The 26,800-nt window shown below is 71.0% G+C and carries 26 protein-coding genes; 14 read left to right on the forward strand and 12 right to left on the reverse strand.

Annotated elements, in window-relative coordinates; genetic code table 11:
* Nucleotides 1–52: 52 nt before the first annotated feature.
* The 9 genes from ABZY45_RS12730 to ABZY45_RS12770 form a co-directional block, all read right to left on the reverse strand.
* Complete coding sequence (locus tag ABZY45_RS12730) at nucleotides 53–850, reverse strand: enoyl-CoA hydratase/isomerase family protein (protein WP_356739102.1); 798 nt, start codon at nucleotides 848–850, stop codon at nucleotides 53–55.
* On the reverse strand, nucleotides 847–2,094 hold the full coding sequence (locus ABZY45_RS12735; RefSeq protein WP_356739104.1) for a cytochrome P450: 1,248 nt from the start codon (nucleotides 2,092–2,094) through the stop codon (nucleotides 847–849). Before ABZY45_RS12735 ends, ABZY45_RS12730 begins: the two co-directional genes overlap by 4 nt.
* Nucleotides 2,095–2,198: 104 nt before the next feature.
* The gene (locus ABZY45_RS12740; RefSeq protein WP_356739107.1) at nucleotides 2,199–3,578 is read right to left on the reverse strand and encodes a cytochrome P450; all 1,380 of its coding nucleotides are present in this window, start codon (nucleotides 3,576–3,578) and stop codon (nucleotides 2,199–2,201) included.
* Between the two features lie 10 nt (nucleotides 3,579–3,588).
* Complete coding sequence (locus tag ABZY45_RS12745; protein WP_145807330.1) at nucleotides 3,589–4,149, reverse strand: ATP/GTP-binding protein; 561 nt, start codon at nucleotides 4,147–4,149, stop codon at nucleotides 3,589–3,591.
* Between the two features lie 4 nt (nucleotides 4,150–4,153).
* A complete protein-coding gene (locus ABZY45_RS12750; protein WP_145807328.1) occupies nucleotides 4,154–4,546 on the reverse strand; it encodes a DUF742 domain-containing protein in 393 nt (130 codons plus the stop codon).
* Complete coding sequence (locus ABZY45_RS12755) at nucleotides 4,539–5,381, reverse strand: roadblock/LC7 domain-containing protein (RefSeq protein ID WP_356739110.1); 843 nt, start codon at nucleotides 5,379–5,381, stop codon at nucleotides 4,539–4,541. The genes ABZY45_RS12750 and ABZY45_RS12755 overlap by 8 nt, the downstream gene beginning before the upstream one ends.
* Nucleotides 5,378–6,586: an ATP-binding protein gene (locus ABZY45_RS12760; RefSeq protein WP_356739112.1), complete on the reverse strand. Its 1,209-nt coding sequence runs from the start codon at nucleotides 6,584–6,586 to the stop codon at nucleotides 5,378–5,380. Before ABZY45_RS12760 ends, ABZY45_RS12755 begins: the two co-directional genes overlap by 4 nt.
* 997 nt (nucleotides 6,587–7,583) lie before the next feature.
* Nucleotides 7,584–7,715, reverse strand: coding sequence for a hypothetical protein (locus tag ABZY45_RS12765; RefSeq protein WP_356739114.1), 132 nt, complete (start codon nucleotides 7,713–7,715; stop codon nucleotides 7,584–7,586).
* A gap of 377 nt (nucleotides 7,716–8,092) precedes the next feature.
* On the reverse strand, nucleotides 8,093–8,974 hold the full coding sequence (locus ABZY45_RS12770; protein WP_356739116.1) for an alpha/beta hydrolase: 882 nt from the start codon (nucleotides 8,972–8,974) through the stop codon (nucleotides 8,093–8,095).
* Between the two features lie 150 nt (nucleotides 8,975–9,124).
* On the opposite strand from ABZY45_RS12770, the gene ABZY45_RS12775 reads away from it, so the two are divergent.
* Nucleotides 9,125–11,173 carry an AfsR/SARP family transcriptional regulator gene (locus tag ABZY45_RS12775; protein ID WP_356739118.1) on the forward strand — a complete coding sequence of 683 codons (2,049 nt, stop codon included), beginning with the start codon at nucleotides 9,125–9,127 and terminating at the stop codon, nucleotides 11,171–11,173.
* Between the two features lie 22 nt (nucleotides 11,174–11,195).
* Here the strand turns inward: ABZY45_RS12775 and ABZY45_RS12780 are convergent, their stop codons facing one another.
* Both ABZY45_RS12780 and ABZY45_RS12785 read right to left on the reverse strand, forming a co-directional pair.
* Nucleotides 11,196–11,606, reverse strand: a complete 411-nt coding sequence (locus ABZY45_RS12780; RefSeq protein WP_356739120.1) for a cupin domain-containing protein — start codon at nucleotides 11,604–11,606, stop codon at nucleotides 11,196–11,198.
* Nucleotides 11,607–11,715: 109 nt separating this feature from the next.
* On the reverse strand, nucleotides 11,716–12,732 hold the full coding sequence (locus tag ABZY45_RS12785; protein ID WP_356739122.1) for a zinc-dependent alcohol dehydrogenase family protein: 1,017 nt from the start codon (nucleotides 12,730–12,732) through the stop codon (nucleotides 11,716–11,718).
* A gap of 245 nt (nucleotides 12,733–12,977) precedes the next feature.
* On the opposite strand from ABZY45_RS12785, the gene ABZY45_RS12790 reads away from it, so the two are divergent.
* From ABZY45_RS12790 to gap, 3 genes are all read left to right on the forward strand, one after another.
* Nucleotides 12,978–13,874: a helix-turn-helix transcriptional regulator gene (locus ABZY45_RS12790; protein ID WP_356739124.1), complete on the forward strand. Its 897-nt coding sequence runs from the start codon at nucleotides 12,978–12,980 to the stop codon at nucleotides 13,872–13,874.
* Nucleotides 13,875–13,985: 111 nt separating this feature from the next.
* Entirely contained in the window at nucleotides 13,986–14,942 is a 957-nt protein-coding gene (locus ABZY45_RS12795; RefSeq protein ID WP_356739126.1) for a helix-turn-helix domain-containing protein, read from the forward strand.
* A 138-nt stretch (nucleotides 14,943–15,080) separates the two neighbouring features.
* On the forward strand, nucleotides 15,081–16,079 hold the full coding sequence (gap, locus tag ABZY45_RS12800) for a type I glyceraldehyde-3-phosphate dehydrogenase (RefSeq protein WP_356739128.1): 999 nt from the start codon (nucleotides 15,081–15,083) through the stop codon (nucleotides 16,077–16,079).
* Nucleotides 16,080–16,289: 210 nt separating this feature from the next.
* On the opposite strand, the gene ABZY45_RS12805 is transcribed toward gap, so the two are convergent.
* Nucleotides 16,290–17,612: an MFS transporter gene (locus ABZY45_RS12805; RefSeq protein WP_356739130.1), complete on the reverse strand. Its 1,323-nt coding sequence runs from the start codon at nucleotides 17,610–17,612 to the stop codon at nucleotides 16,290–16,292.
* 341 nt (nucleotides 17,613–17,953) lie between these two features.
* Between ABZY45_RS12805 and ABZY45_RS12810 the strand changes: the two genes are divergently transcribed.
* From ABZY45_RS12810 to ABZY45_RS12855, 10 genes are all read left to right on the forward strand, one after another.
* The gene (locus ABZY45_RS12810; RefSeq protein ID WP_356739132.1) at nucleotides 17,954–18,682 is read left to right on the forward strand and encodes an SDR family NAD(P)-dependent oxidoreductase; all 729 of its coding nucleotides are present in this window, start codon (nucleotides 17,954–17,956) and stop codon (nucleotides 18,680–18,682) included.
* A 172-nt stretch (nucleotides 18,683–18,854) separates the two neighbouring features.
* Nucleotides 18,855–19,655, forward strand: coding sequence for a siderophore-interacting protein (locus ABZY45_RS12815; RefSeq protein WP_356739134.1), 801 nt, complete (start codon nucleotides 18,855–18,857; stop codon nucleotides 19,653–19,655).
* A gap of 91 nt (nucleotides 19,656–19,746) precedes the next feature.
* Nucleotides 19,747–20,307 carry a hypothetical protein gene (locus ABZY45_RS12820; protein WP_356739136.1) on the forward strand — a complete coding sequence of 187 codons (561 nt, stop codon included), beginning with the start codon at nucleotides 19,747–19,749 and terminating at the stop codon, nucleotides 20,305–20,307.
* 185 nt (nucleotides 20,308–20,492) lie between these two features.
* A complete protein-coding gene (locus ABZY45_RS12825) occupies nucleotides 20,493–21,557 on the forward strand; it encodes a hypothetical protein (protein WP_356739138.1) in 1,065 nt (354 codons plus the stop codon).
* Nucleotides 21,558–21,732: 175 nt separating this feature from the next.
* Nucleotides 21,733–22,002, forward strand: coding sequence for a hypothetical protein (locus tag ABZY45_RS12830; protein WP_356739140.1), 270 nt, complete (start codon nucleotides 21,733–21,735; stop codon nucleotides 22,000–22,002).
* Between the two features lie 184 nt (nucleotides 22,003–22,186).
* The gene (locus ABZY45_RS12835) at nucleotides 22,187–22,459 is read left to right on the forward strand and encodes a DUF3253 domain-containing protein (protein WP_356739142.1); all 273 of its coding nucleotides are present in this window, start codon (nucleotides 22,187–22,189) and stop codon (nucleotides 22,457–22,459) included.
* 251 nt (nucleotides 22,460–22,710) lie between these two features.
* Nucleotides 22,711–24,453 (forward strand): serine/threonine-protein kinase, encoded by a 1,743-nt coding sequence (locus tag ABZY45_RS12840; RefSeq protein WP_356739145.1) that lies wholly within the window; start codon nucleotides 22,711–22,713, stop codon nucleotides 24,451–24,453.
* 22 nt (nucleotides 24,454–24,475) lie between these two features.
* Nucleotides 24,476–24,772: a hypothetical protein gene (locus ABZY45_RS12845; protein WP_356739147.1), complete on the forward strand. Its 297-nt coding sequence runs from the start codon at nucleotides 24,476–24,478 to the stop codon at nucleotides 24,770–24,772.
* A 69-nt stretch (nucleotides 24,773–24,841) separates the two neighbouring features.
* Complete coding sequence (locus tag ABZY45_RS12850) at nucleotides 24,842–25,678, forward strand: alpha/beta hydrolase (protein ID WP_356739149.1); 837 nt, start codon at nucleotides 24,842–24,844, stop codon at nucleotides 25,676–25,678.
* Between the two features lie 102 nt (nucleotides 25,679–25,780).
* Nucleotides 25,781–26,659 (forward strand): fructosamine kinase family protein, encoded by an 879-nt coding sequence (locus ABZY45_RS12855; RefSeq protein WP_356739151.1) that lies wholly within the window; start codon nucleotides 25,781–25,783, stop codon nucleotides 26,657–26,659.
* Nucleotides 26,660–26,800 lie beyond the last annotated feature (141 nt).

Raw genomic sequence — 26,800 nt, forward strand, 5'->3', positions numbered from 1 at the left:
CGGCCGGGATCCTCGAACGCTCATGCCGTGTGTCGTGCTGGTCCTCGCGCCGTCAGCCCTTTGCGTACTGCTGCAGAGAAGCCGTCAGGAGATGGGAGTCGAGCAGGGAGACGTCCGCCGTCCGGTCGGCGCGTGCGTAGCCGGCCAGCATGCGCTTGGTGAGGACCAGGGCTTCCGGCGAGCGCCGGACGAGGGGTCTCGTCCAGGCGTCGACGACCGCGTCCAGCCGGTCGAGCGGCGCCGTCCGGTGCAGAAGGCCTATGCGCTGCGCGGCCTCGGCGTCGAACACGTCGCAGGTGAGCATGAGTTCACGGATCCTGGCGGCGCCGGCTTCGGAGACCAGGCGCCCCATCGCGCCGCCCCAGGCGGGCGGCAGACCTATGCCGACCTCCGGCATGCGGAAGCGACTGGTGTCCGCCCCGGCGCGGAGGTCGCAGAACGAGGCGAGCGCGAGCCCCGCGCCGATGACGCGCCCGTGCAGACGGGCGATGGTGACCACGTGCGTGTTCTCCAGGGCCTGGCACAGCCGGTGGGCCCTGTCCGCGATGCGCCGCAGACTCGCGCCGGTCGGATCGGCGGCCAGGGCCTCCTGGTATTCACCGCGGTCGGCGCCGAGACAGAAGTCCTCACCCAGTGAGGACAAGGTCAGGACGCGGATGTCCGGTCTCTCGTGCAGGTCGTCGAGGAGCGCGGCCAGGTCGTCCAGGACGGCGGCGTCGAGCGTGTCCGCGCCCTCCCAGGGGTTGAGGCGGACATGGAGTACGGGTCCGTGCTGCTCGACGAGTATCGCCTTGGGGGAGGGGCGGGTGTTCGTGCGGGCGGGGACGCTGGTGGGGCTCGGTTCGGTCATGCGAGTGCTACATCCAGGTTCAGCAGGCGCCGGAACGCCACGCGGGGCGCCATCGACGGGGGGCGTACGAGGGTCAGACGGGGAACACGGCGGATCAGCTGACGGAGAAGGGTCTGCGCCTCCAGACGGGCCAGCGGAGCGCCGAGGCAGTAGTGGATGCCTCCGCTGAACGCGAGGTGGCCGGGGGAACGCTCAGGGTCGAAGCGGTCGGGATCGTTGTGCCGGGCCGGGTCCCGGTGTGCCGCGCCGACCATGAGATGCACCATCTCGTCACGGCGGACCTCGTGCCCGCCGAGTACCAGGTCCTTGGAAGCCACCCGGCTGATGACGTGGGTGGGCGGGTCGTAGCGCAGGGTCTCCTCGACGAAGCCGGCCACGAGACCGGGGTTGTCGGCGACCTGGTCCCAGCGTTCGGGGCTCTCGACGAGCCGGAGCGTCATCGTCGACAGGAGGGTCGCGGTGGTCTCCAGGGCGGCCAGCAGGACGAACAGGACGAGGAAGTAGACCCCCTCGTCGGCCTTGTCCTGGTCGGTCTCCATCGCGTCCCAGGTCCGGATCCACCCGGTGACGGGATCCTCGCCGGGGTGCGCGCGGCGGTGCCGGACGAGGTCCATGAAGTAGGTACGGAGTTCGGCCGTGGCGGCGTCGGACAGGGCGAGCTGGCTGGCCGAGGGGAGCAGCTCCTGGGTGAACACCTGGTCGTGGGTCAGCTGACGCAGCCGGGGCCAGTCCGCCTGGGGCAGCCCGAGCCAGTCCCCGATGGTGGCAACCGGCAGTTCCTCGCAGACCAGGGCCGCGAAGTCCGCCTCGCCGGTGCGTATTCGTTCCGTGAAGGAGTCGAGAAGCCGATCCGCGGTCTTGCTGACGCCCCTGCCGATCCGCTCCACGGTGGCCCGGTCGAACGTGCCCGCCGCGCGCCGCACCCTGGTGTGGTCGGGCGGGTTGAGGGCGGCCAGGGTGTTGCTCATCTCGCGTGAGGACGGCGCGTTCCACCGCGTACCCGCCCCCTGACGCTCTCGCCAGCGCTTGTCGGGCTCCAGCCAGTCACGGTTGCGCAGCACCTGGTCGCAGGCGGCGAAACCGGTGACGACCGAGCCGCCCCAAGGAGCGGGTACGACCTCGCCTCTCGCGAGGAGTTCGGCGTAGATCGGGAAGGGGTCGGCCTGCCCTCCTGCCGTCCGTAGACGGGAGAAGAGGGAGGCAGACGCCCGACGGTCGTACGACGGAGTTGTGGTAACCCCCATAGTGGCGGCTCCTTTCTGAGAACCAGCCGCCATGCATACCCACATGATCGTTAAAGCATCCACTACCCCTGGGTACACAGAAGGTTACTTAGATCACTCTCGCCTCACTCACCCCGTGTCCAGGCCAGGAAGCGGCTGAACAGGCCTCCCTTGTGCTGCGGTGCGGCGGACGGTGCCGGGCGCGACGGGGCGGCGGCGGACGGCGCCGAGGCACCGGTCTGCTGCTGGTAGCCCTGGCCCCCGTGCGGGGAAGCGGACTCGGCGGCCGAGGGAACCGTCCGCGGGGTGAAGCGGATCGGCAGGGTCACCAGCGAACGGCTCCACGGGCTGGGGGCCCAGGTGAGTGCCTTGAACGGGACGCGCATCTCGACGTCGGGCAGCCGGTTGAGGAGCGCCTCCACGGCCGTCACCGCGATCATGAACGCCGGGTCCTTGGCCGGACAGGCGTGCGGGCCGGCTCCGAACGCCAGGTGGGCCTTGGCGCTGAGCTGTTCGCGGTGCGCGGTCAGCTTCGGGTCGGTGTTGGCCGCGGCGAAGGAGATCAGGACCGGGTCGTTCGCCTGGATCACCCGGCCACCCAGCTCGACGTCGTGGGTCGGGTAGTGGGCCGCGTAGTTGGCGATCGGCGCGTAGTTCCACAGGGTCTGGGACACGGCGTCCTCGACGGGCAGGCCGCTCTGCCAGTCCTCGTCGAGGTACAGGGCGCTGCTGGTGCCGATGGCCGCGGTCAGCGGTGCGGTGCCGCCGGAGAGCAGGGTGACCAGCTGGTGCAGCACCTCCTCGTCGCTGAGCTGGGCGGCGTGCTCCATCAGACGGGTCGTCAGGTCGGCCGCCGGCTGGCGCCGCTTGAGGGCGATCAGTTCGGTCAGCGCCCCGCCCAGCACCTCGTCGGCTCCCGGCGTCCCGTCGAAGATGCCGCTGATCCCGGCGATCACCCGGTCACCGATCTCGGGCGGACAGCCGAACAGGTCGCTGAAGACCAGCAGCGGCAGCGGCTGGGCGTAATCGGCCATGAGCTCCGCCTGACCGCGCGGCTCGGAGCTGAACCGGCTGATCAGATAGTTGGCGGACTGCTGGGTCTGCCTGATGAGCTGGTGCTCGTTGACGGTGGAGAGACTGTCGGTGACGGCCTGGCGCAGGCGGGCGTGGGCCGCGCCGTCACTGAAGAGCGCGTTGGGGCGGTAACCCATCATGGGCAGGGCGGGGCTGTCGGCCGGGACACGCCCCTCGTTCAGGGCCTTCCAGCGGCGCGAGTCGCGCACGAAGGAGGCCGGGTTCTGCAGCACGTACAGCGCGGCGTCGTAGCTGGTGACGAGCTCGGCCTGGACATCGGGGGCGATGTCCACGGGCGCGCTCAGGCCGAACGCGCGCAGCTGTGCGTAGTGGCCGTCCGGGTCGGCCCCGAAGGAGGGGCCGTAGAGCTGGACGTTCCCGTGCGCGGGGCAGCCGGGGGGTATCTCCTGCGGATCAAGTGGCTGTTGCATTCCTGCGCTCCTAGCCGAGTAGGGACATGAGGTGTTTCACGAGGGTGATGAGGGCCTGCGCCGAGGAACTCTCGTCGCGTACGTCGCACTTCACGACGGGGGTCTCCGCGGTGAGGTTCAGAGCCTCGCGCACCTCGTCGAGCGGGTAGTCCGTGGTGCCTTCGAAGTGGTTGACGGCGATGGCGTACGTCAGGCCGAAGCGTTCGACCAGGTCCAGTACGGGGAAGGACTCGTGCAGCCGTTCCGGGTCGACGAGGACGAGCGCGCCCAGGGCGCCCCGGGAGAGCTCCTCCCACATCTCCTTGAAACGCTCCTGCCCGGGCGTTCCGAAGAGGTAGAGGACCAGCGAGTCGCTGAGAGTGAGACGGCCGAAGTCCATGGCCACGGTGGTGGTCTTCTTGTCGGGCACTCCCGACAGGTCATCGAAGCCGACACTGGCCTCGGTGATCTCCTCCTCGGTCCGCAGCGGCTCGATCTCCGAGAGACTGCCGATGCAGGTGGTCTTGCCGACCCCGAAGTGCCCCACTATGAGGATCTTCACCGCGTGGGAGACGTCTGGATCCAGGTACACGCGTTTACGCTCCGAATCGATTCTTCAGGCCTTCGAGCACGGCGCTGACCAGTTCTCTGTCGACACGTTCGGCGCGCGGGATCGGCCGTCTCACGAGGATGAGGCCGTCCTCCTCCAACTGCGCCAGCAGGATGCGGACGATGCCCAGGGGCAGGTGCGTGTGCCCGGCGACTTCGGCCACGGACAGGAAGCCGTTGGCGACCAGGTCCATGACCTGATCGGCTTCCGGTGACAGGGTGCGCCCCACGACCGGCCCGTCCTGCGCCGCCGCCGTCACGAGCGTCGTGTGCTCGTACTCGTGGTCAGGAGGAAGCGCACGGCCGTTCGTGATCACGAAGAGTGGGACTAACGGGGCCGTCAGTTCCAGCTCGGGATCCTGCTCGGGGCCGTCAGGCATCGCCTGCGCCCTCCCCTCGTGTCGAGGACGCGGTCAGTCTCGGTACCACCTCGTGCAGACGCGTGGTGAACTCCTCGATGTCGCAGTCGTGCTCCGCCGCGGCGGCGAGGAACGATCCGGTGCCTGCGGCCATCAGGAAGATCCAGCCGTGCTGGAACTCGATGACGGTCTGACGCCACTCGGCGTCCTCCAGAACTCCCGCGAACTGGGAGGTGACCCGGCTGTAGGCGTGTATCCCGGTCATGGCCGCGGAGATCGTGTCCGCGAGATCTCGGCTCATCCCCTTGGTCGCCCCGCGGGGAAGGCCGTCGGACCCCAGCAGCACCGCATGGCGCGCGCCCTTGACCTCGGATATGACCTCATCGAGTTCGGGCAGGACGAATCCCGCGTCGCTCGCGCTCTCCCGCCGGGGCGAGGTACCCCGCGCACCGCCGGCGTCCTCGGAACGCACACGCGGAGGCGAGGTGAGGTTGTTGCCCAGCCGGGCGACGAGGCGGTGCATACGGAAGGAGATCTGCTGCATGTCCACGTCGGGGGCGGCAGCGGCGGCGAGGTAGGCGCCCTGACCCGCCCCGATCAGGAAACTCCACCCGTGGGAGAACTCGATGATGGTCTGATTCCACTGCCGGTCCTCCTCAGGCCCGGCGAAGTGGGCCGTGGCGCGGCTGAGCGACTGCATCCCCGCCATGGCGGCGGAGATGGTACGCACTTCCTTCTCGGCCAGGCCCTCCGTCGCCCCGCGGGGAAGGCCGTCCGCGGACAGCAGGACGGCGTGCCGTGCACGGGGCACGTTGTGCACGATGTCCTCGAGCATCCACGACAGGTCTGCGGTCATGCGTCTTCGGACCCTTCGAGCGAGGTGGCGTCAAGGTTGCGGCCGGAGAGCGTGCCGCGCTGGAAGGCCCCCAGGCTGCGCCCGGAAGCCCGGCCCGTCTCCTGCGGGGTCCGCGTCGCCGGCGGGGTGGCGTCGGGGTCGGGAACACTCGCGATGGGCGCCTGACGCGCTCCCCGCTTGGGAAGCCCGTGCATCGTGCGCGACGTCGAGCTCTGGGGGCGGCTCTCGGAGCTCTGGGGACGGCTCTCGGCCGAACGCCTGATGTTGCTGACGGGGGCCTCCTGGGCGGGCGGTATCTCCTCCATGGTCCACAGCTCCTCGGGCAACAGGACGACGGCCCGGACGCCGCCGTACCGGGAGACTCCGGTGACATCCACCTTGAAACCGTGCTGACGCGCGATCAGCCCGACGACCGGGAAACCGAACTTCGGCTGGGTCCCGAGCTGCGAGAGGCGGGGGGCGACCTCGCCCGAGAGCAGCGCGGTCGCCCGCTGCCTGTCCTCGTCGTTCATGCTGACGCCGGCGTCGTCGATGACGATGCACAGGTTGTTCTGTACGCGCTGGAACGTCACCTCGATCGGTGCGTCGTGCTGGGAGAAGCTGGCAGCGTTGTCAAGCAGCTCCGCCACGGCGAGCGCGACCGGCGCCACGGCGGACGCCTTCAGCGCGAGCCCGGTCTGCTGCATGATGGCGACCCGGTGGAAGTTGCGGATCTGGCCCTGGGCGCTGCGCACCACGTCGTAGACGCTCGCGGGCCTGTTGCGGCGGCCGAGAGGCGCGCCGCACATCACGGCGATGCCCTGCGCCTTGCGCGCCATCTGGGCGTTGGCGTGGTTGACGTCCAGCAGTTCGCTCAGGACGGCGTGGTTGCCGTACTTGCGCTGGATGCCGTCCAGGAGGGTCGTCTGTTCGGCGGCCAGACTCTGCAGGAAGCTGGCCGCACCCTTGAGAACGGCCTTGGTGTTCTCCTCGGCGGCTTCCTTCGCCTCGCGGAGCGTGTTGTCCTGCTCGTTCCGGAACTGCTGCAGCTCTGCGCGCGATGCGTGAAGCAGGCTGTCCGCCGCGAGCAGCTGGCGCCTCAGCTCGGCCTCGTTCTGCTGCTTCTTCGCCCCCAGGGCTCTGTTGCGGGCGACGAGTGCCACGACTGCGACAACGGATATCACCGTCAGCGCAACCAGACACCAGACAAGTGCGTCTCGATTCATGGAAACCTTTCCCGGCGCATGGCATGCGGACGGCGGCGGATACACCTCGCGAAGGACCCGCGGCACGGCCGCTCGGCACTGTTCACCTGCTGTTACGCGGAGAGCAGGCCGCCGATCGGAAATCATTTTCTGCGTCAAGTGGATCAAGATCACAGATGCCGGGATGCTATCACCGGATCTACGTTCGAAGGACTCCCGCTATGGCCGCACAGGCGGCCAACGCGGCCTCTGCCACGTCAGGTTGACTAGCCCTTTCGCCTCCACCGCGGTCACCCCTCGACGCCACTCGAAGCGGATACGTCAACGGGTCCTTCACAAGAGGAGTGACAATCTCTCACATCGATCTGAGGCACCGTCAACCGGACCCCCGGGGCCGTCCGGCCGGACGTGTGGCTCGGTACGCGGTACGTCTCCCGCAGGGGTGCCACAGTTCTTCCGGTCTTCACGGACGCGCCATGCGCGTTCACCCATCGGTTACCTGTGCATGACACTCTGATGTGGATGCTCGGGGCGTCGAGGTCGTCGCGCATACGGCTGAACCGGGATGGCCGGGGGAGTCGCAGTGGTACAGCGAGGGGGCCGCTGTGCTGAACAAGATCGACGCGGTGGACTGGGGGTCCGTGCCTGGCCATCCCGACTGGTACGAACCCGCCCGGGTCGCCGACGGGCTGCGTGCCCTCTCGGAGGCGGCGAATCTGCCGCGAGCTGCAGACGCCAGCTCTCAGCTTGCCGGGGGCGGAATAGTCCATGGCCACAGCGGCGCGGTGTTCCCAGCGGCCGCTGTCGCTGCCCCGCTGCTGCTGGACATCGCCCAGCAGGGACATCCGGCGGCTCGGGACACCGCCTTGGGGCTCCTGGACGAGGCCCTGTCCTGCTACCCGCATGCCGGGTACACGAGGCTGGCGGCGGCACGGCGCCGGCCCTCTGCTGCGCCATCGCCCACCACCTTCGTGACCGCACCGATTTCCTTGTCGGCCTGGGCGGGTGCGGTAAGTCGCTACTGGCCGAGGCTTCCGCGCACTGGCGCTTCGAGATCTTCGAATGCATTGCCGACGGCGGCGACGTGGCGGCCTTCGGAAACCTCGGCGGCGCTCTCCCCGACGGTGTGCACGCGGCCGAGATGCATCACGCCGGAACCATCACCGTGCTGAACGAGGTCTCCGTCGAGTACTCCGATGCGGGGTCCCCGGAATCATGCCTGCGGGTATGCGCCCGAGACCCGGGCGAATTGCCGCCGCACGCCGTTCTGTTCCCCGCCGAGTGCGGGAACCGTATCCACTGACCTGTGTTCGGCGACTCCAGGATGCCCCCCGCCGGAGGTGCTGCCGCTGTGCTGCGGCGAGACGTCCTGGGCCTCCTCCTATAGGCGGGCGGGCCCGGGCGGCTGACCGCCCTCCTCCCAGCGGGGGGAGGTGGCCATCGGGAAGGGAAGGCGGCCATCGGCCATCGGGGAGGGGAGGGGAGGGGAGGGGGCCGATCCGGTCGGAGAAGCGGGCTCCCGACCCGTCAGCGCTCGGCGAGGGCCCGGATCTCGGAGGCGATCAGCTTCGGGTCCTCCTCGGCCATGAAATGGCCGCAGGAGACCGTGTGATGCCGCAGATCCCCGGCCCAGGCGCCCCACAGCCCCTGGGCGTGGTAGCCCAGGGCCGCACCCCAGTCCTGCTGGAGGACGGTGACCGGCATGGCGAGCCGGTTGCCGGCCTCACGGTCGGCGGTGTCGTGCTCCACGTCCACGCCGGCGGAGGCGCGGTAATCGGCCACGATGGAGGGCACGGCGGCCGCCGAGGCGTCGATGTAGTGACGGCGGACGTCCGCCGTCATGGCGCCAGGGGTGTTGGTCCAGGCATCGAGGAAGTAGGCGAAGAAGGTGTCCGCGGACGCCTCGATCATCTCCTCCGGCAGCCCGGGGGCCTGAGCCATCAGGTAGAGGTGGAAGCCGACCGCGCCGGAGACCCCACCCAGGGCGTCCCACATGTCGAGAGTCGGAAGGACGTCCAGGAAGAGCGCCCGGGACACGGCGTCGGGGTGGTCCATGGCGGCGCGGAAGGCGACAAGGGCGCCGCGGTCGTGACCGGCCAGAGTGAAGCGGTCGTGCCCCAGCTCGGCGGCGAGACGGACGATGTCCCGGCCCATGGTCCGCTTCGCATACACCTCGGGGCCCGTCCCGGCGGGCTTGTCACTGGCTCCGTAGCCGCGCAGGTCAGGACAGATGACGGTGTGGTCCGTAGCGAGATCGGCGGCGACGTGCCGCCACATCAGGTGGGTCTGGGGGAAACCGTGCAGCAGGACGAGCGGGCTGCCGCTGCCGCCGACGGCGGCGTTCAGCGTCACGTCGTCGTCGACCCGCACGCGGTGCTCTGTGAAGCCGGGGATGCTCAGGTGTGTCACTGCGACTCCTGTGATTCGTGGCAGAGTGGACGTTCCGGACCTCGCGGTCCGGCCGCCCCGGGACAGCACCACACTGCGGGCCCCGGATCAGCGATCGATGAGTGAACACGCGGCACCCCGGCAGCGGGCCGCCCACGAAGGGACCGTGCCGTGGGCGTGGAGTTCGGACTGCTGGGACCGGTGGAGGCCTGGGATTCCGAAGGCGCACCGCTCCCGCTCGGAGCGCCCCGCAGCCGTGAGGTGCTCGGGCGGCTGCTGATCGCTCGCAACCGGGTCGTGCCCGTGGGCCGCCTCGTCGCGGACCTGTGGGGGGACGAACCTCCGGCCGCCGCGATCGGGGCGGTACGCACATTCGTGGCGGCGCTGCGCCGTGCACTGGAACCCGGGCGCCCTCCCCGGCAGCCGTCCCGTCTGCTGGTCACCGACGGCCCCGGCTACGTCCTGCGCGCGGGACGCGAGGCGGTGGACGCCTGGCGGTTCGAGGACACTGCCGCGCGTGCCGTGGAGGCGCCCCCGCACGCTGCCGTCGCCCTGTGGGACGAGGCGCTCGCCCGCTGGCGTGGGCCTGTTCTGGCGGACTTTCCGGATGCGGCGTGGGCCGCTGCCGAGCAGGCCCGGCTGGAGGCGCTCCGCCTCGACGCGGTCGAGCGCCGCGCCGACGCCCTGCTGGCGACGGGCGCCGCCCGCGACGCCGTCGCCGACCTGCGCGCTCATGTCGCCGCGCACCCGGGGCGGGAGGACGGCTGGGTTCTGCTGGCGACCGCACTGGACCGGTCCGGGCGCCGCGGTGAGGCCCTGGAGAGTCTGCGTCACGCCCGTAGCGCGCTCACGGACGGGCCCGCCGGAGGTCACGGACCGGGTCCCGCACTGGACCGGCTCGAAGCGCGCATCCTCAGTGGCACACCCGGCTCCGGGACCGAACTCGCCGGCGTGGCGGACGGTGTCTGGGGCCGGGCGTCCGCCGCATGGGAGCGCTCGGTGCCCGCCAGGTCCCGGGCCCGGCTGCACGCCACCGCGGGCCTCCTGCGGGACCTGGCGGTGACCGGCGCCGACGGTCTGGAAGAGGCGCGCGAGCACCGGCGGGACCTGGTCGCAGCAGCCGAGACGACAGGTGACGACGAACTGGCGGCCCGGATCATCGGTTCGTACGACGTGCCGGCGCTGTGGACCCGAGCTGACGCTCCCGCGGACGCCGGTGAGCTGTCCCGGGCAGCGGCCCGGGCCGCCGCGCGGCTCGGCGCCGGAGGGCCGCCGACCTTGCGCGCCCGGCTGTTGTCGGTCGTCGCGGTCGAGTCACGAGGCGACGCCGCCGCCGACACGTCGCTTCCCCGCGCGGCTGATTCGCCCGCTGCCGAACCCTGGCGGCTGCGCGCGGAACGCGCCGCCGATGAGGCTGTCCGGATCGCCCGGAGCCTCGCCGACCCGGCTGTGCTGGCGTTCGCCCTGAACGGTGCCTTCATGCAGTCGTTCGCCAGGTGCGGATCGGCCGTGCGCCGTGAGGCGATCGGCGGGGAACTCGCCCGGCTGGCTGCCGGCCATGAGCTTCCCGGCCACGAGGTCCTGGGGCGGCTGATCCGCCTCCAGGCATGCGCCGGACTCGGCGACCTTGATGCGGCCGATGCCGAGGCCGAGGAGATCGACCGGCTCGCGCACCGCAACGAACGCCCGCTCGCGGGGGTGTTCACGTCGTGGTACCAGGCGCTGCGCATCTGCGAGACACACGGCTGGGCGGCTGCCCGTCCCCGGTACGAGGAGGTGCTCGGGACGACGGCGAACTGCGGCATGCCCGGCCTCACCGGGGGAGCGGAGGCCCTCGTCGCGCTGATTCCGGTCATGCGGGGCGAGGCTTTGCCGGACCCCGACGACTTCGCCCGCGTCGAGGCCGGTCCCTACCGGCCGTGGATGGACCCGCTGCTGCTGGCCGGGGCCGGAGCCACGGAGCAGGCCAGGCAGGCGCTCACGGTCGCGCCCCGCCCGCCGCACGACCTCCTCCAGGAGGCGCTGTGGTGCGTACTCGCCCGGGCCGCGGCCGCCGTGGGGCACGTGCCGGTCCTGCGCCGTGCCCGCGACGAACTCGCCGCAGCCGCCGGAGAGTCGGCGGGCGCCGGGAGTGGTCTGGTCTCCTTCGGCCCCGTCGCGCAGCACCTCCAGGCGGCCGAGAGCGCCCTGGAACACCTCGACCGGCCCGGGGCGCGCTGAGACCGGGCGAGGCGGCGACGCGTCAGCCGGGCACCGGGGCCGCGGTGTACTCCTCGTCGGTGACGGGAGTCAGCCAGTGCACGACCTCGTGGTCGGCGTCGCTCTCGTTGACGGCCAGGTGCACCATCAGCCGGTTGGGTGCCGCGCCGTGCCAGTGCTCCTCGTCCGCTTCGAACAGGACGCGGTCCCCGGGGCGGATGACCTCGACCGGACCGCCCCGCCGCTGACACAGACCCACGCCCTCCGTGACGAAGACGGTCTGGCCCAGCGGATGCCGGTGCCAGTGGGTGCGCGCCCCCGGCATGAAGTGCACCAGGTTGGCCGTGACCCGTGAGGGCGCGGGCGCGGCGGCGACGGCGTCGATGTAGACATCGCCGGTGAACCAGCCGGCCGGTCCCTTGGCCGTGTCCATCGAGCTTCGGGTGATCTGCATGGTCATTCCTTCTGCGCAGTCGTGGGCGGAGTGGGACGGGCTGGAGGGGCCGGGGGGGGGAGGAGCCCGGCGGCGGCGACGACGTCAGCGCCTCGGCGGCCCCGTGGAGTCAGGGCGTGAGGAGCGTCTTGATCGCGCGCCGTTCGTCCATCGCCCAGTAGCCCTCGGCGACCTGGTCCAGGGGCAGGGTGAGGTCGAAGACCTTGCCCGGTTCGAACCGGCCCGACAGCACGCCGTCGATCAGCTCGGGCAGGTAGCGGCGCACGGGGGCGGGGCCGCCGCGCAGGCCGACGTGGGAGAAGAACAGCTCCTCCCCGTCGACGGCGACCTCGTGGGGGACGCCGACGAAGCCGACGTTGCCGCCGGGCCGCGCCGAGTGCAGGGCCTGCCGCATCGCCTGGGCGGTTCCCACACACTCCAGGACGGCATCCGCACCGATCCCGCCGGTGAGGTCCTTGACCCGGGCCACACCCTCCTCATCCCGCTCGGTGACGATGTCGGTGGCGCCGAACTCACGGGCCAGCTTCTGCCGGGAGGCGTGGCGGCTCATCGCGATGATCCGCTCGGCGCCCATCTCCTTCGCCGCGATCACCCCGCACAGCCCCACGGCCCCGTCCCCGACCACGACCGCGGTCGAGCCGGGCTTCACCTCCGCGGCGTCGGCGGCCCACCAGCCGGTGCCCATGACGTCGGAGACCGCCAGAAGCCCGGGCCAGTACTTCTCGTCCGGCACGGTGTCGGTGGCCACCAGGGTGCCCTGGGCGTTGGGGATGCGTACGTACTCCGCCTGGCAGGTGCTCATGAACTCGCGGTGCAGGCAGTTGGACTGGAAACCGTTGCGACAGTTGGCACAGGTGTTGTCCGAGGTCGCGAACGAGCCGACGACGAACTGGCCGGGCCTCACCGACTTGACATCGCTGCCGACCTCCTCGACGAATCCGACGTATTCGTGCCCCATGGGGTGCGCCTCACCGGTCGGCTCCAGGCCGCGCCAGGGCCACAGGTCGGAGCCGCACACACAGGTGACGGCCGTCCGGATGATCGCGTCGGTCGGCTTGAGGATCTTCGGGTCGTCCAGGGTCTCGAAACGGACGTCGCCGGGGGCGTGGATCACTGCTCCGCGCATGAGGGGTTCCTTAGGTGCTCAGGCATGTGTTCGGCCGCAGTCGCCGGTGCGGCTGCGGGACCGGGCCGGGCGGCGAGCCGCCGTACGAGTACCGGTCCGGGGCCGCCCCCGCCCCGCCGGCCCGGCCGGACGAGGAGCGCCACCGCATCCAGGTAACCCGCTCCGCCCGCGAGCAGCGAGTCACTGTCGAGGGGTGTACCGGCAGTACATCCCTCAGGCGGCGCGCAGGCCGTACCGTCGAAGACGTGGACAACCATGCGGAAGTGCGCGAGTTCCTCACCTCGCGCCGAGCGAAGATCACCCCGGAGCGGGCCGGACTGCCGGCCGGCTCCCGGCGGAGGGTGCCCGGCCTCCGCAGGAGCGAGGTCGCGGCCCTAGCGGACATGAGCGTCGAGTACTACGCCAAGCTCGAACGCGGCAACCTCGCCGGAGTCTCCCCGGCCGTCCTCGAAGCCGTCGCACGCGCTCTGCAGCTCGACGACGCCGAGCGCGCCCACCTCCTCCACCTCGCCCAGGCCGCCGACGGCTCCCATGCCCTCACCCGGCCGCGGCGTCGCACCAGCAGGCAGCAGTGGACCCCGCACCGCAGCCTGCAGTGGACCCTGGACGCGATCACAGCCGGACCCGCCTTCGTCCGCAACGGCCGCATGGACCTCCTCGCCGCGAACCAGCTCGCCCGCGCCTTCTACTCCGAGGTCTACGCCACCCCTCTCAACCAGGCGAACCTCGCCCGCTTCAACTTCCTCGACCCCGCCTCCCGGCCCTTCTACGCAGACTGGGACACGGCGGCCGACATGGCGGTGGCCATTCTCCGCACCGAAGCCGGCCGGGACCCGCACGACAAGGACCTGCACGACCTCGTGGGCGAGCTGTCCACCCGCAGCGACGCATTCCGTACCCGCTGGGGCGCCCACGACGTCCGCCACCACGGCACCGGGACCAAACACTTCCACCACCCGGCCGTCGGGCAGCTCACCCTCGCCTACGAGGGCCTGGACATGGCCGCCGAACCAGGCCTCACCCTCACGATCTACACCGCCGAACCCGGATCCCCCTCCGAAGAAGGACTGCGCCTGCTCGCCTCCTGGGCCGCCACGCAGGAAGCCGCCGATTCCACCACCCGGCAGTCCACCACGGGCTGAGACGCCGATGAGGCTGTCCCGGTGCATACGACCGGGGCGGCCTACGCACAGGGACGCACCGCCGCCGCGTTCGCGGGCGTATCGCGATCAGGCCGCACGTAACCTCTACCTGTGGCAGCCACCCGCCCCCATCGCGTCGCCGTCCTCGTGCTCGAGGGCGCGAAACCGCTCGACGTCGGGATTCCCGCGCAGGTCTTCACGACCCGCGCGAGCATGCCGTACGAGGTACGGGTGTGCGGGGCGGCACCCGGTCCGGTCACCGGCGGCGACGGGCTCGCGTACCACGTCGCCCACGGCCTCGACGCGCTGGTGTGGGCCGACATCGTCTTCGTGCCCGGCTACCGCTTCCCCGACCGCGACGACCCGCCGCAGGCCGTCGTCGAGGCGCTGATCGCCGCCCACGACCGGGGCGCGCGGCTCGCCGCCATCTCCACGGGCGCCTTCGCGCTCGCCGCCACCGGCCTGCTCGACGGCAGGCGCGCCACGACGCACTGGCACTACACGCGGGCACTGGCGGCAAGGCATCCGCTCGTGCGGGTCGACGAGAACGTGCTGTTCGTCGACGAGGGCAGCGTGCTCACCTCGGCAGGCGCCGCCTCCGGCATCGACCTGTGCCTGCACATCCTGCGCGGCGACCTCGGAGTGGCCGCCTCCAACCACGCGGCCAGGCGTCTGGTCGCGGCCCCCTACCGCAGCGGGGGCCAAGCCCAGTACGTGCCCCGCAGCGTCCCCGAGCCGCTCGGCGAGCGCTTCGCCGCCACCCGTGAATGGGCGCTCAACCGCCTCGGCGAGCCCCTCACCCTCGACGTGCTGGCGCGTCAGGCGGGCGTATCGGCGCGTACCTTCTCCCGGCGCTTCGTGGAGGAGACCGGCTGCACGCCGATGCAGTGGGTGATGCGCGCCCGCATCGACCTGGCCCGCGAACTGCTCGAGCGCTCGCAGCGCAGCGTGGAACAGATCGCCGGCGACATCGGGCTCGGCACCGGCGCGAACCTCCGCCTGCATTTCCAGCGCATCCTCGGCACCTCACCGAGTGAGTACCGGCGCACCTTCACCCGGGGTGAGTGACCCGCCCGGGGGATCCGGGCGCCCGGCCGTACGGTCCCGGACCTGCTTGGCGGGATCCTTTTGAACCGTGGCGATCCCGCCACTGTCACCGGCACCCGCCGCGAGCGAGCCTGATGGGGAGAGAAAGGGACATCACTCATGACTCGCATCGCCATCAACGGATTCGGCCGCATCGGACGCAACGTGCTGCGCGCGCTGCTGGAGCGCGACAGCTCCCTCGAGATCGTCGCCGTCAACGACCTGACCGAGCCCGCGACTCTCGCCCGGCTGCTCGCCTACGACAGCACGGCCGGCCGGCTCGGACGCCCGGTGACCGTCGACGGGGACGTCCTCGTCGTCGACGGCCGCCGGATCACGGTGCTCGCCGAGCGCGAACCGGCGCAGCTGCCGTGGGCCGAACTCGGCGTGGACATCGTCCTGGAGGCCACCGGGCGCTTCACCTCCGCCAAGGCGGCCCGGGCACACCTGGACGCGGGCGCGAAGAAGGTGCTCGTCAGCGCCCCGTCGGACGGCGCCGACGTCACGCTCGCGTTCGGGGTCAACACCGACGCCTACGACCCGGCCGTGCACACGATCGTCTCGAACGCCTCCTGCACCACCAACGCGCTCGCGCCGCTGGCGGCGGTTCTCGACGAACTCGCCGGTATCGAGCACGCGTTCATGACCACGGTGCACGCCTACACGCAGGAACAGAACCTGCAGGACGGTCCGCACCGCGACGCCCGTCGTGCCCGCGCCGCCGGCGTCAACATCGTGCCGACCACGACCGGCGCCGCCAAGGCGATCGGCCTGGTGCTGCCCAACCTCGACGGCAAGCTGTCGGGCGACTCGATCCGCGTACCGGTGCCGGTGGGCTCGATCGTCGAACTCAACACGACCGTCGCCCGCGACGTGACGCGCGACGAGGTGCTGGCGGCGTACCGCACCGCGGCGGAGGGGCCGCTCGCCGGCGTCCTGGAGTATTCGGACGACCCGCTCGTGTCGTCCGACATCACGGGTAATCCCGCCTCGTCCATCTTCGACTCGGCCCTCACCCGGGTCGAGGGCCGCCACGTCAAGGTGGTCGCGTGGTACGACAACGAGTGGGGCTTCTCGAACCGTGTGATCGACACGCTCGAACTTCTCGCAGGCCGCTGACCGGGAGCAGGGAACCGCCTCGGGCCGCGGGGGACCCGACCGGGATGCCAGGGGGAGACCGGGACGCCGGGCCGCCGGCGGCGGTGCCCGCCGCCGGGCGAGCGGCCCATGCTTCCCGTCAGGCGCTCCGGCCGACCGGCAAGGCCGGCCCGAGCGCCTGGCGGGGCGGAGTGACGACCGGACGAGCCCGCCCGGACAAGCTCGGTCTTCTCAGTGCTCGCATCCCCTCTCAGCACTCGCATCCCCGACGCACGGGGCATCGACGAACCCGTTCAATGAGCGCGCAAAGCCGTTGCCGGGATGGGGCTGCGTGAGTCGCTTCGTGACGGGGGCGCGCTGGGCGACGACGTATGACCCGCGGTGCCGTGCGTGCAGGGCGAGGGAGCCGAGGGGCAGCACGGTGCATGCCGCGATGACGGCACCCACGGCCGGCGGGCCGACCGGTCCAGCGGAATCGAGGGCCATGCCCGCGACTGCTGATCCGGCGGCGATGCCTACGTTGAAGGCGGAGGTGGTCAGGCCGGAAGTGAGGGTGGGCGCGTCACCTGCGAAGCGCACGGCGAGTGCGGTGACGACAGGGTTGACGGTGAATCCGGTCCAGCCCATGAGCAGGACGAGTGCCGCGACCGTGACGACGTGGGCGGAGAGCGGGATCATCAGCAGCAGCACGAGCGCGGTGGCTACGGCGGCGGTGATGGTGGTGGCCATCGGCCGGCGCTCTCCTAGTCGCCCGCCGGTGGTGGTGCCCGCCAGAGCGCCGATACCGAAGGCGATGAGGACGAGGGGGACAGCGCCCTCGGGGATCCCTGTGCGTTCGGTGAGCAGGGGTGTGATGTAGGTGTAGGTGGCCATGACGCCACCCATGATCAGCATGGCCGAACTCAGTGCGAGCCACAGGCGACCCTGGCGCAGGGCTCCGAACTCGGCGCGCAACGAGACGGTCTGGCGGCGTTCCCGGGCGGGGACGAACCGGCCGATGAAGAGGGCGGCGAGGGCAGACAGGACGGCCAGAGCCCAGATGGGGCCGCGCCAGCCGACGTACTGGCCGACGAAGGACCCGACAGGTACACCGATGACGTTGGCCAGGGTGAGGCCGCCGATCATCAGTCCGGTGGCACGGGTGGCTGCGGTGGGGCCGGCTGCGGCGTTGGCGATGACCATGCCGACCGCCCAGAAGGCCCCGGTGGCCAGGGCAGTGATCACGCGGGCGACCAGAACGACGGTGAAGGAGCCGCTCAGGGCGGCGGCGACATGTCCGAGGCTGAAGACCGCGAGCGCCAGGACCAGGGTCTGGCGCTGGGGCAGGCGGAGGGTGGCCATCGCCATCGTGGGGGAGCCGACGATCATGCCGAGGGCGAACGCGGTGATCAGCAGTCCGGCGTCGGAGACGCTGACGTCGAGGTCGGCGGCGATCTCGGGCAGCAGCCCGGCGACGACGAATTCCGTGGTCCCCATCAGGGAGGTTCCGGCAGCGAGTACCCAGACGACGAACGGGAGCGTGCCGGTCCGGGGCGTGGGCGGGGTGGAGGGCATGGGAGGTTCTTTCCTTGGCGCAGGTGTGCGGGGGCGGGAGCGGGGCCGGACGGGACAGCGGGGCGGTTCAGCGCTGGGCAGGGGCGTCCTGCGGCATGAGTTCGTCTGCGCGGCCCGCAGGGGCCTGTCAGGCGACGATGCGCGTGTCGGTCCGGGCGCCGCGCACGGCGGCACTCCGGAGACCGCTCCATCCAGGAAACGGGCGCGGCGCAAAAAGATCGAGTCACGGATGAGGGGTGTACTGGCAGTGCATCCCTGACACGCCCGCACGGCCGTAACGTCGGGAGGCGGGAGGCGCGGATCGCGTGTTTCCTGACGTCGATGGGGAGGATGGTGCGGTCATGAGCCGGATCCTGGTGACGGGTTCCGCAGACGGGCTCGGACGTGCGGCAGCAGATGCCCTGCTGTCCCAGGGCCACCAGGTGGTGGTGCACGCCCGCAATCGTCGACGGGGGCAAGACCTGGACGACTTGGTGGGCCGTGGGGCTGAGTTGACGGTGGCGGACTTCACCGAGCGGGATGCCGTACGGCGCATGGCCGCCGAGCTCGGCAACGCGGCACCGCTCGACGCGGTCATCCACAACGCCGGCGTGTGGAGCGGACCGGCCGTCATGCCCGTCAACGTCATCGCCCCCTACCTGCTCACGGCCCTGATGCCCACGCCACGCCGACTGGTGTACCTGAGCAGCGGCTCGCACTTCAGCGGCAGACCCGCCCTCGACGGAGTCGACTGGATGGGGCTCAGCCCTGGCGCGTACGCGGACAGCAAGCTGTTCGTGACCGCCCTGGCGGCAGCGGTGGCGAGGCTGCGGCCCGGCACGCCGAGCAATGCCGTGGATCCGGGCTGGGTGCCGACAAAAATGGGCGGCCCGGGTGCGCCGGACGATCTGGAGCTCGGTCATCGGACCCAGGCATGGCTCGCCGCCGGCGATGACCCGGAGGCGATGACCACGGGTGGCTACTGGTACCACCAGCAGCGGCAACAGCCTCACCCGGCGGTCCACGACGGGGCGTTCCAGGACCGCCTCCTGCAGCTGCTGGCCGAGGAGACTGGCGCCGAGCTCAGCTGATCGGTCGGAGGCCGCGGACAGGGCCACAGGGCGGATCCGCAGGCCAAGGGGCAGGGAACGCCGCGTCCGAGCCGGCTGGGGGGTGGGGGTGGGGTAGCGCTCACCCCCAGCGCAAGTAAGCTGAGGCTCACCTAATCATGGTCCGGCGGTCCTGTTCGGGAGTGGTCCTTCGATGTCTCAATCGCCTGCAGCCCTTGAAGTTCCCCCGCAGCGACCCCTGTTCGTGACGGTTGCCGAGGTGCGTCACCTCGCGCCGCGTATGGTCCGGATCACGCTGGAGGGCCCGGGCGTGAGGGACTTCCATTACGCCGGCGCCGACCATCTGGTGCGGCTCTTCCTCCCGGTCGACGACGATCTGCGGCTGCCGGCGACCACGGATTGGTGGGCCGAGCTCCAGGCGATGCCTGCCGACCGGCGCCCCGTGGTCCGCAACTACACGGTCCGCCGCATCGACCCCGCCGGCTGCCGACTCGATGTCGACTTCGCGCTGCACGGCGACAGCGGCCCGGCCTCCGCCTGGGCCATGCGGGCCGAACCGGGCGACCGGATCGGCATCCTGAGCGACGGTGCCCGGTACGAGGTGGGCGACGCGGACTGGCAGCTGCTGATCGGCGACGAAACGGCTCTGCCCGCGATCTCGTCCATGCTGGAAGGCATACGCACCCCCGTGCACACCCTGCTCGAAGTAGAGGACGAGCAGGCCGTGGTGCACCTGGCCGGTGAGGCGACCTGGCTGTTCCGCTCGGGCCCCCACGGTGCCCGGACCGTGGAGGTGCTGCGCACTCTGCCCTTCCCGCCCGGCAAGCCCTACGTCTGGGTAGCGGGCGAGTCCACCCTGGCCACGTCCGTACGGCGCTACCTGGTGAACGAGCGGGGCATCGACAAGGAGCAGATCTACTTCTGCGGTTACTGGCGCGGAACTCCGGCTCCCCGAGCGGCCACGGAGACACGGCGGGAGCCGGCGCACGCCTGAGGCGCGGGCGGCCGGACAGGCCGGTGCGGGTACGGGAGCGGATCGTGAGCCGGGCCTCTGTGCTCTCCGGCCTCATCGAGAAGGAGGCCGCATGGCGTTCCAGGAGCATGTGACACGGGCCGCCGTCGAGATCGTCAAGGACTTCCCGGTGGACGACGGGATATACGCGGTGACGTTCCGGATCGACAGCGTCGACCAGGACCCGCGGTATCCGTACGTGGCGATCGGCTGCACGACCGAGGCGGACTGCGCGGAAGCGACGGCTACGGGGGCGGACTCCTGGGAGGCGCGGTGGAGTTACGCGTGCTTCCCGGTGACGGGGCTCGAAGGGGTGAGGTCCGTCGGGCTGGAGGCGGAGGGCGCCGAGGCGCACCGTCAGGAGGCGGAGTCCCGGCAGCTCTGGTACGAGGACGGCGACGAGCCGGGTAGCGCCGACGAGCGGTTGGTCGAGTGGTTCCACGAGGTGTGCGTCGGCGCGGCCCGGCACCTGCACGAGAGCGGCCGGATCGTCGAGGCGCTGGGGCGGCCTGTCCCGGTGATTCTCTACGACATGTTCGACCCGGAGGCGATGTTCGAGCTGGCCTCGGCCGCCAACCCGGCAGCCCTGATCACGGAGTTCATGGCCGAGGAGCCGACGACGCGGGCGCAGTGAAGCAGGCCGCGCCCACAGCTCCGCAGCCCTGGAGGGCGCCTGCACACGACCTGGGGCTGCTTCGTGCTCAAGATCGCGCACGACGGGCTGGACCCCTGCGGCCCTACGTTGCGTAATGGTTTCGCCCGGTCGACACTTGAACGTGAAGATCAGCCTCGGGGGCCCATCGAGGATGTGCGCACATCATGCCCAGCCCGGACGGCGAGGACCACGAGCACGAGGACCCGGAGGCCCGCGAGCTCGCCGCCCCACAGGCCCAGGGCGGCGGTAGGGGCCCGTCGGACGTGTTCCTGGATGTCCCCGCCCTCCACGTCGACGAACTCGACCTGGAAGTGGAGGACCTCGAGGCCCACGTCTCCCTGCAGGCGGAGGTACTGGACCTTCTCAAGCTCAACGTCGGCGCGGACGTACGGCTGGGGCGCGTCACGCTGGGTATCGAAGGCGTTGACGTGCAGGCACAGCTCAGGGTGCGCCTGCACAACATCGCCGTCATCGTCACCAGGCTGCTGACCACGGTGGACCGTAATCCCCAGATTCTCGAGCAGCTCACCAAGAGTGCCGCCGCGGCGGTCGAGAACGTGGGTGCCGGCGCCGGCAGGGCTGTAGGTGAGCTGGGCGAGGGCGCCGGGACGGCCGTGAGTGATGTCGGGCGAAGTGCCGGGGCGGCGGTCGAGTCCGTCGGTGACAGCGCGGGCACAGCCGTGGAGGACGTGAGCCATCGCACCGGTGCTGCGGTCGAAGAGGCGAGTCACGTCGCTGCGGACACGGCGGACGGGCAAGCCGCAGGCGATTCCGGGGAGAGCGCCGCCGGGGACGAAGGAGCTCAGCGCGACGACGAACGTGATACCGGAGAGGGAGCCGAGCCCCGGCCCGCCCTGCGCCGGAGTGCGCGACCCGTCGGCGGCTCCAGGAAGCGCGGTGGGAAGAAGCGCTCCGGCGCGGCGGGAGAGGCCGGGCCGGGCAAGGAGCCGGCAACAGAGACCACGGGGGCAAGGGGACGGGCCGACCACGCCACGAAGGCCGCTCCGAAGAAGGCGGCTTCGGCGAAGGCCGCCGCCAAGAAGGAGACTTCCGCGAAAGCCGCTCCGAAGAAGAGCTTGCGCGGGAAGGCAGCCTCCAGGAAGGCCGCTCCCGAGAAGGAGTCCGCAGCGAAACCCTCCGCGAAGGAGGCCCGCAGCGTGGCGAGCCGGCGGACCAGGAAGGCCGAAGGGCAGGAGGCGGCAGGCCGCACCCGGCGCCGTACGTCGTAGCCCTTCACGGATGCGTGAGAGGTCTCCCGAGGCGTTCGTGGACGGCCACGTGTGTGGGCTGGACGTCCACATGTGTGGGCTCAAGGTGTGGTGTTCGCAGAGGAGTTGGGGGTACCCGTGGGATGGGCCGGCCCATCCAGGGGCCGAGCCGGTGATCGTCCCGAAGGAGAGGCAGATGACCACGCAGTACGGCAACCAACCGGCAGGGCAGCACCCGCACAACGCCCCGCAGCGCACGGCGACCGGCAACGTCTTCAGCATCGTCGCGATGGTGCTTGGTGTGATCTCCTTGCTCTTCCTGCCGATCGTCTTCGGCGTGGTAGGCCTCGTTCTCGCCATCGTGGCCAAGGCCGTCCGGCACGAGCGGCTCGCCGTGCCCGCCATCGTGGTGAGCGCTGTGGGCCTGATCGGCGGCATGGTCCTGGGCGCCCTGCTGGCCTCCTGAGCCGCATCGGCAGCACCCGGGCCGTGCCCCGGCGGGCCTTCGAGCACCCCTCGCCCGGACGAAAGGGCTTGGGGTGCTCGTCCCATGGGCTCCGGGAGTCTCACTCGGAGGGACTTCGCGAGCGCCGTCGTAGCGGGCACGAGATCGACGCGCCCGCCCTCGCCTCCGGTGCGACACTGGCGGAGTGACGGACAGTGAACGGCAGCCGGACCGGCGCTTGGAACGAGTCATCCTGGAGCTGCTCGAGCGGCGCGGGCCGAGTGCGACGATCTGCCCGTCCGATGCCGCGCGAGCCGCGTACGAAGGAGAGGACGACGGCTGGCGCGCGCTGATGGAGCCGGCCCGTCGAGCGGCCCGGCGTCTTGTCACGGCCGGCGAGGTGGAGATCACCCAGTCCGGGAGGCCTGTCGACCCGGCACAGGCCCGCGGCCCGATCCGTATCCGCCGGGTCCGCTGATCCGCCGGGACAACGGCCCACGAGTTCCTGACGACCGGCTGCCCACGCCGGAGCGGAAGAGGACCCGCACACGGCGCGGACGCACCGCCGCACCGCCATCCTCCACGGATGCCGTTCCGGCGGACGGTGGCCTCACCCGGTCGGCACTCAGCATGCCGGACGTGGAGAGACACCGGTCGCGGCGCACGCCGAAACCCCGCATAGGCTGGTGCCGTTGGCCGGTGCGTCACCAGTGGGGGTAGAGCAAAGACATGAGCCAGGCGACGGAGTTCTTCCAGCCGCTCCAGGCGGACGACCCGGCCACGGTTGCGGGCTACCGGCTCGCCGCGCGCCTGGGCGCGGGTGGCATGGGCCGGGTGTATCTGTCGCACACGCAGGGCGGCCGCCCCCTGGCGATCAAGGTGGTGCGTCCGGAGCTGGCCGACGATCCGGACTTCCGGCGCCGGTTCGGCCGGGAGATCAAGGCGGCCCGACGGGTCCGCGGGGCGTACACCGCCGAGCTGATCGACGCCGACGCGGACGGCGTACCACCGTGGCTGGCCACGCTGTACGTGCCGGGGCCGTCCTTGACGGAGGCGGTGACCCGGAGCGGGACGCTGCCGGTGCCCGCGCTTCTGTGGCTGATGGCGGGGGTGGCCGAGGCGCTTCAGGCCATCCACGCCGAGGGCATCGTGCACCGTGACCTGAAGCCGTCGAACGTGCTGCTGGCGGCCGACGGCCCGCGGGTGATCGACTTCGGCATCGCGCTGGCAGCCGACGGGACCGCGTACACGGCGACCGGAGGCGCCCTCGGTACTCCCTTCTTCATGGCGCCGGAGCAGGCGGCGGGCGGCGAGACAACCGCGGCGACCGACGTCTTCGCGCTCGGCCAGACGGCGGCGTTCGCGGCCCTGGGCAGGCCGCTCTACGGCGACGGATCGGCCGTCAACGTGCTCTACCGGATCGTGCACTCCGAACCCGACCTGTCCCTGCTGCCCCAGGCGCTGCGTCCGCTGTTCGCCCGGTGCCTGGCTGCCGACCCGGCGGATCGGGCCACCCCGGCGGAGATCGTGCAGTGGTGCCGCCGACGCCTCACGGCGGACGCCGACGCGGCAGGGGGCGCTGCCGTGTGGCGGGAGATCGCCGGCCCGAAGGTCACGGTTCCGGCGCCGGTGCCCGCACCGACGCCCGCCCTTCCCTCGGAGCTGCTCTCCGCTCCGACCCCCGCCCGTCCCTCGGAGCCGATGCCCCTGCCGGCTCCGGCGGTCGCGTCGGCGCCGGTGCTGACGCCCGCCTCGGTGTACGCGTACACAAGGCCGCAGCAGACACCGGAGGAACAGAAGGCACGCAGACGGCGTACGGCGCTGGTCGCAGCCGTCGGTGTGACCGGAGGTGCGCTGCTGGTGGCGGCCCTGGCATGGGTGCTCCAGGACGTGAGGGAGCGGCTCGTCGAGGCGGACGAGGCCGGCCCGAGGACGTCCGCCACGGAACCGGCCGTACGGTCGCCGGGGTCCGGCCCGGCCTCCCCGCCCGCGGCGGACGCACCGGCGGCAGGGACCGGGTCCGGGTCGGAAGACGGGTCGGAAGACGGGACACCTGCGGACTCCGCTCCCGCGTCGGGCGCACCCCGGGAGCCGCGGCCCGAGGGGTTCCCTCTGGTGCATCTGTACACGGACAACTCCATGAGTCTGAAGAGCACCGAGCCCCAGCTGGAGAACCGCAAGGGCGATGTCCGCCTCAGTTGCGAGTCGGCCGGATGCGAGCTGAAGAGCGACCACACTGTGTTCATGCAGATATTCGGAGGCCACGGAACCACCCTCGACGAGTGCAGGCTGATGCTCAACAAGGCCACGAGCCACGAGTGGTCGCTGGCCGCGGCAGCTGCCGGAACCGAGATCTGCATGAAGGACGACGAGGGCAACATCGGTCTGTACGTGATCCAGACGAAGTCCACCGCGCTGCCGGAACTCGCCTTCCTCCAGGGAGACTTGACCATCTGGCGGGACGCAGCCTGAAGCAGCCGAGAAGGACACCGCTTTGGCAGAGAAGACCAGGCTGCGCGCCGTCCTGAAGGTGGGCATATTCGGGGCGCCCGCGCCGGTCATGCCCGCGGCGTCGGAGCAGACGCTCGACGCGGTGGAGTCCTTCATGCCGGTCGGTGAGACGAGGGAGGGCGGATGCGCCGATCTCACGACGGGCACCCGCACCCTCGACATGATGGTCTCCGTCCCCTGCGCGCAGCCCCACGAAGTCCGTGTCTTGGTCCACGCGGGACTTCCCACCGGTCACGGGACTCGCTTCGTGACCGGTACTCATTTCCTGGTACGCCGATGAGTTTTCCGCTCCGCGACGGTCTTGTAAGCAACACGCACCCCGTCGCCCACAGCAAGCGGAGCAATGAACATGTCACGAGCCCAGGAGCAGCCGGCCGGCACCGACGCCCGTGTCGTCTCTGCCGACGGCACCGAGATCGCATTCGAGCAGTCGGGCCTCGGTCCGCCCGTCGTCCTCGTCGCCTCGGCGCTGGCCGACCGTTCCGACACGACCAAACTCGCCCGCCTCCTCGCCGAGCACTTCACTGTGATCAACTACGACCGTCGCGGACGGGGTGCCAGTGGAGATGCTGACGCCTATGCTCCCGAGCGCGAGATCGAGGACATCGCCGCCTTGGTCGAACACGTCGGCGGTTCGGCGTCCCTGTTCGGATCCTCCTCCGGCGCGGTACTCGCCCTGCGCGCGGCTGCTGCGGGAATCGGCGTCGACCGTCTCGCGCTGTACGAACCGCCTTTCGTGGTTGCCGAAGGGGATGACGGGCCGCCCCCGGACCTCGCCCAGCAGATCGCCCTGCTGCTCGCGGAAGGCCGCCGAAGCGAGGCGGTCACGTACTTCATGACCAAGGTGCAGGGCATGCCCGGCATCGCCGTGTTCTGCATGAAACTCATGCCGAAGATGTGGGCGAATCTCACGGAGCTGGCCCGCACTCTGCCCTACGACATCGCGATCATGGGCGATACGCAGCAAGGCAGGCCGCTCGACGCCGAGGAGTGGAAGGGGGTGGCGGTACCCACCCGTGTACTGACAGGCGGCAAGAGCCCGGCGGCCTTCCAGCGTGCCGCACGCGCCCTCACCGAGATCCTGCCGGAGGCAGATCACCGCAGCCTGCCCGGGCTCAACCACGGTGCCGTCGTCATGGCATCGAAGAAACTCGCCCCACAGGTCATCGAGTTCATCAAGGGGTGAGCTCGTCATCGGGGGAGTTCGCGGAGTCCATGGAGTTCGACCGAGTCGCTGCGGGCCCGGCCCCTCTTTGCGATGATCGCGACCAGCGAGAGGAGTATCAGCGTGACAGCGTCCACGTCCTTCCTGCTCGAACGCCTGCATGCGGCCGGCCTGACCGATGTGGTCAAGGTGGAGCCGGCCGCCGGGGGCCTCGCCGCGACCGCAGGGCTCGCGCAGCGCGGTGACGGCACGTCGGTGTTCGTCAAGGCGTTCCGCGATTCACCGTCGGACGACGCATTCGCCGCGGAGGCCGAAGGGCTCACGGTGCTGCGTGAGGCAGGCATTGCCACGCCTGAGATCATCCTCGCGGACCGCGACCTTCTCGTGCTGTCCGTGCTGCGACCCCGGCCGGGCACCCAGGCCTTCTGGGAGCAGCTGGCGCACATGCTCGCCCACCTGCACACCACGACGCGTCACGCCCGGTTCGGGTGGCACCGGGACAACTGGCTGGGCCGACGCAGACAGGTGAACACCTGGGACGACGACGGATTCGAGTTCTTCGCCCAGCACCGCCTGCTGCGCTGGCTCGGCGAGCGTCGCGTCCAGGAGGCGCTGGACACCGCGGACCGGGCGGCGCTGGAGCGGCTGTGCGACCGGCTGCCCGAGCTGTTGCCGGTCAGGCCCGCCTGCCTGACGCACGGCGACCTGTGGGCGCTGAACGTCATGGCCACCCACGACGGCCGGCCCGCATTGATCGACCCGGCGGTGTCGTACACATGGGCCGAGGTCGACCTGGCCCACCTGTGGACGACGTCCCCGCCTCCTGAGGGGCAGGTGTTCTTCGAGCTGTACGCCGAGCTGACCGGGCTCGACCAGGACTGGCGCGCACGCATGCCGATCCTCCAGCTACGCCAGCACCTGGCCGTTATCGCGCAGTTCGAGCCCGACTGGGGCGCCGCCGACCTCGTACGCGCCACACTCGCCCCGTTCCGGCACCGGTGACGCGGGCCGACGGCCGTCGCCGGACGACTCCGGGGCCGTGTGCCGTACCGGACGCCAAGTGCTCCTTACCGGCGGTGACGGCGCGTCCTTGCCGCACGATCGGTGGCCGCACGGGACCACCCCTGGGCCATGGCCTGCGGG

The organism is Streptomyces sp. NPDC006516 (assembly GCF_040611875.1).
In the GTDB taxonomy this organism is placed as follows: Bacteria; Actinomycetota; Actinomycetes; order Streptomycetales; family Streptomycetaceae; genus Streptomyces.

Bases quoted from the DNA above. Each gene is read 5' to 3' on its own strand.
- ABZY45_RS12730 (WP_356739102.1), bottom strand. From the start codon at position 850: ATGACCGAACCGAGCCCCACCAGCGTCCCCGCCCGCACGAACACCCGC.
- ABZY45_RS12735 (WP_356739104.1), bottom strand. From the start codon at position 2,094: ATGGGGGTTACCACAACTCCGTCGTACGACCGTCGGGCGTCTGCCTCC.
- ABZY45_RS12740 (WP_356739107.1), bottom strand. From the start codon at position 3,578: ATGCAACAGCCACTTGATCCGCAGGAGATACCCCCCGGCTGCCCCGCG.
- ABZY45_RS12750 (WP_145807328.1), bottom strand. From the start codon at position 4,546: ATGCCTGACGGCCCCGAGCAGGATCCCGAGCTGGAACTGACGGCCCCG.
- ABZY45_RS12755 (WP_356739110.1), bottom strand. From the start codon at position 5,381: ATGACCGCAGACCTGTCGTGGATGCTCGAGGACATCGTGCACAACGTG.
- ABZY45_RS12760 (WP_356739112.1), bottom strand. From the start codon at position 6,586: ATGAATCGAGACGCACTTGTCTGGTGTCTGGTTGCGCTGACGGTGATA.
- ABZY45_RS12780 (WP_356739120.1), bottom strand. From the start codon at position 11,606: ATGCAGATCACCCGAAGCTCGATGGACACGGCCAAGGGACCGGCCGGC.
- ABZY45_RS12785 (WP_356739122.1), bottom strand. From the start codon at position 12,732: ATGCGCGGAGCAGTGATCCACGCCCCCGGCGACGTCCGTTTCGAGACC.
- gap (WP_356739128.1), top strand. From the start codon at position 15,081: ATGACTCGCATCGCCATCAACGGATTCGGCCGCATCGGACGCAACGTG.
- ABZY45_RS12805 (WP_356739130.1), bottom strand. From the start codon at position 17,612: ATGCCCTCCACCCCGCCCACGCCCCGGACCGGCACGCTCCCGTTCGTC.
- ABZY45_RS12810 (WP_356739132.1), top strand. From the start codon at position 17,954: ATGAGCCGGATCCTGGTGACGGGTTCCGCAGACGGGCTCGGACGTGCG.
- ABZY45_RS12815 (WP_356739134.1), top strand. From the start codon at position 18,855: ATGTCTCAATCGCCTGCAGCCCTTGAAGTTCCCCCGCAGCGACCCCTG.
- ABZY45_RS12820 (WP_356739136.1), top strand. From the start codon at position 19,747: ATGGCGTTCCAGGAGCATGTGACACGGGCCGCCGTCGAGATCGTCAAG.
- ABZY45_RS12825 (WP_356739138.1), top strand. From the start codon at position 20,493: ATGCCCAGCCCGGACGGCGAGGACCACGAGCACGAGGACCCGGAGGCC.
- ABZY45_RS12830 (WP_356739140.1), top strand. From the start codon at position 21,733: ATGACCACGCAGTACGGCAACCAACCGGCAGGGCAGCACCCGCACAAC.
- ABZY45_RS12840 (WP_356739145.1), top strand. From the start codon at position 22,711: ATGAGCCAGGCGACGGAGTTCTTCCAGCCGCTCCAGGCGGACGACCCG.
- ABZY45_RS12850 (WP_356739149.1), top strand. From the start codon at position 24,842: ATGTCACGAGCCCAGGAGCAGCCGGCCGGCACCGACGCCCGTGTCGTC.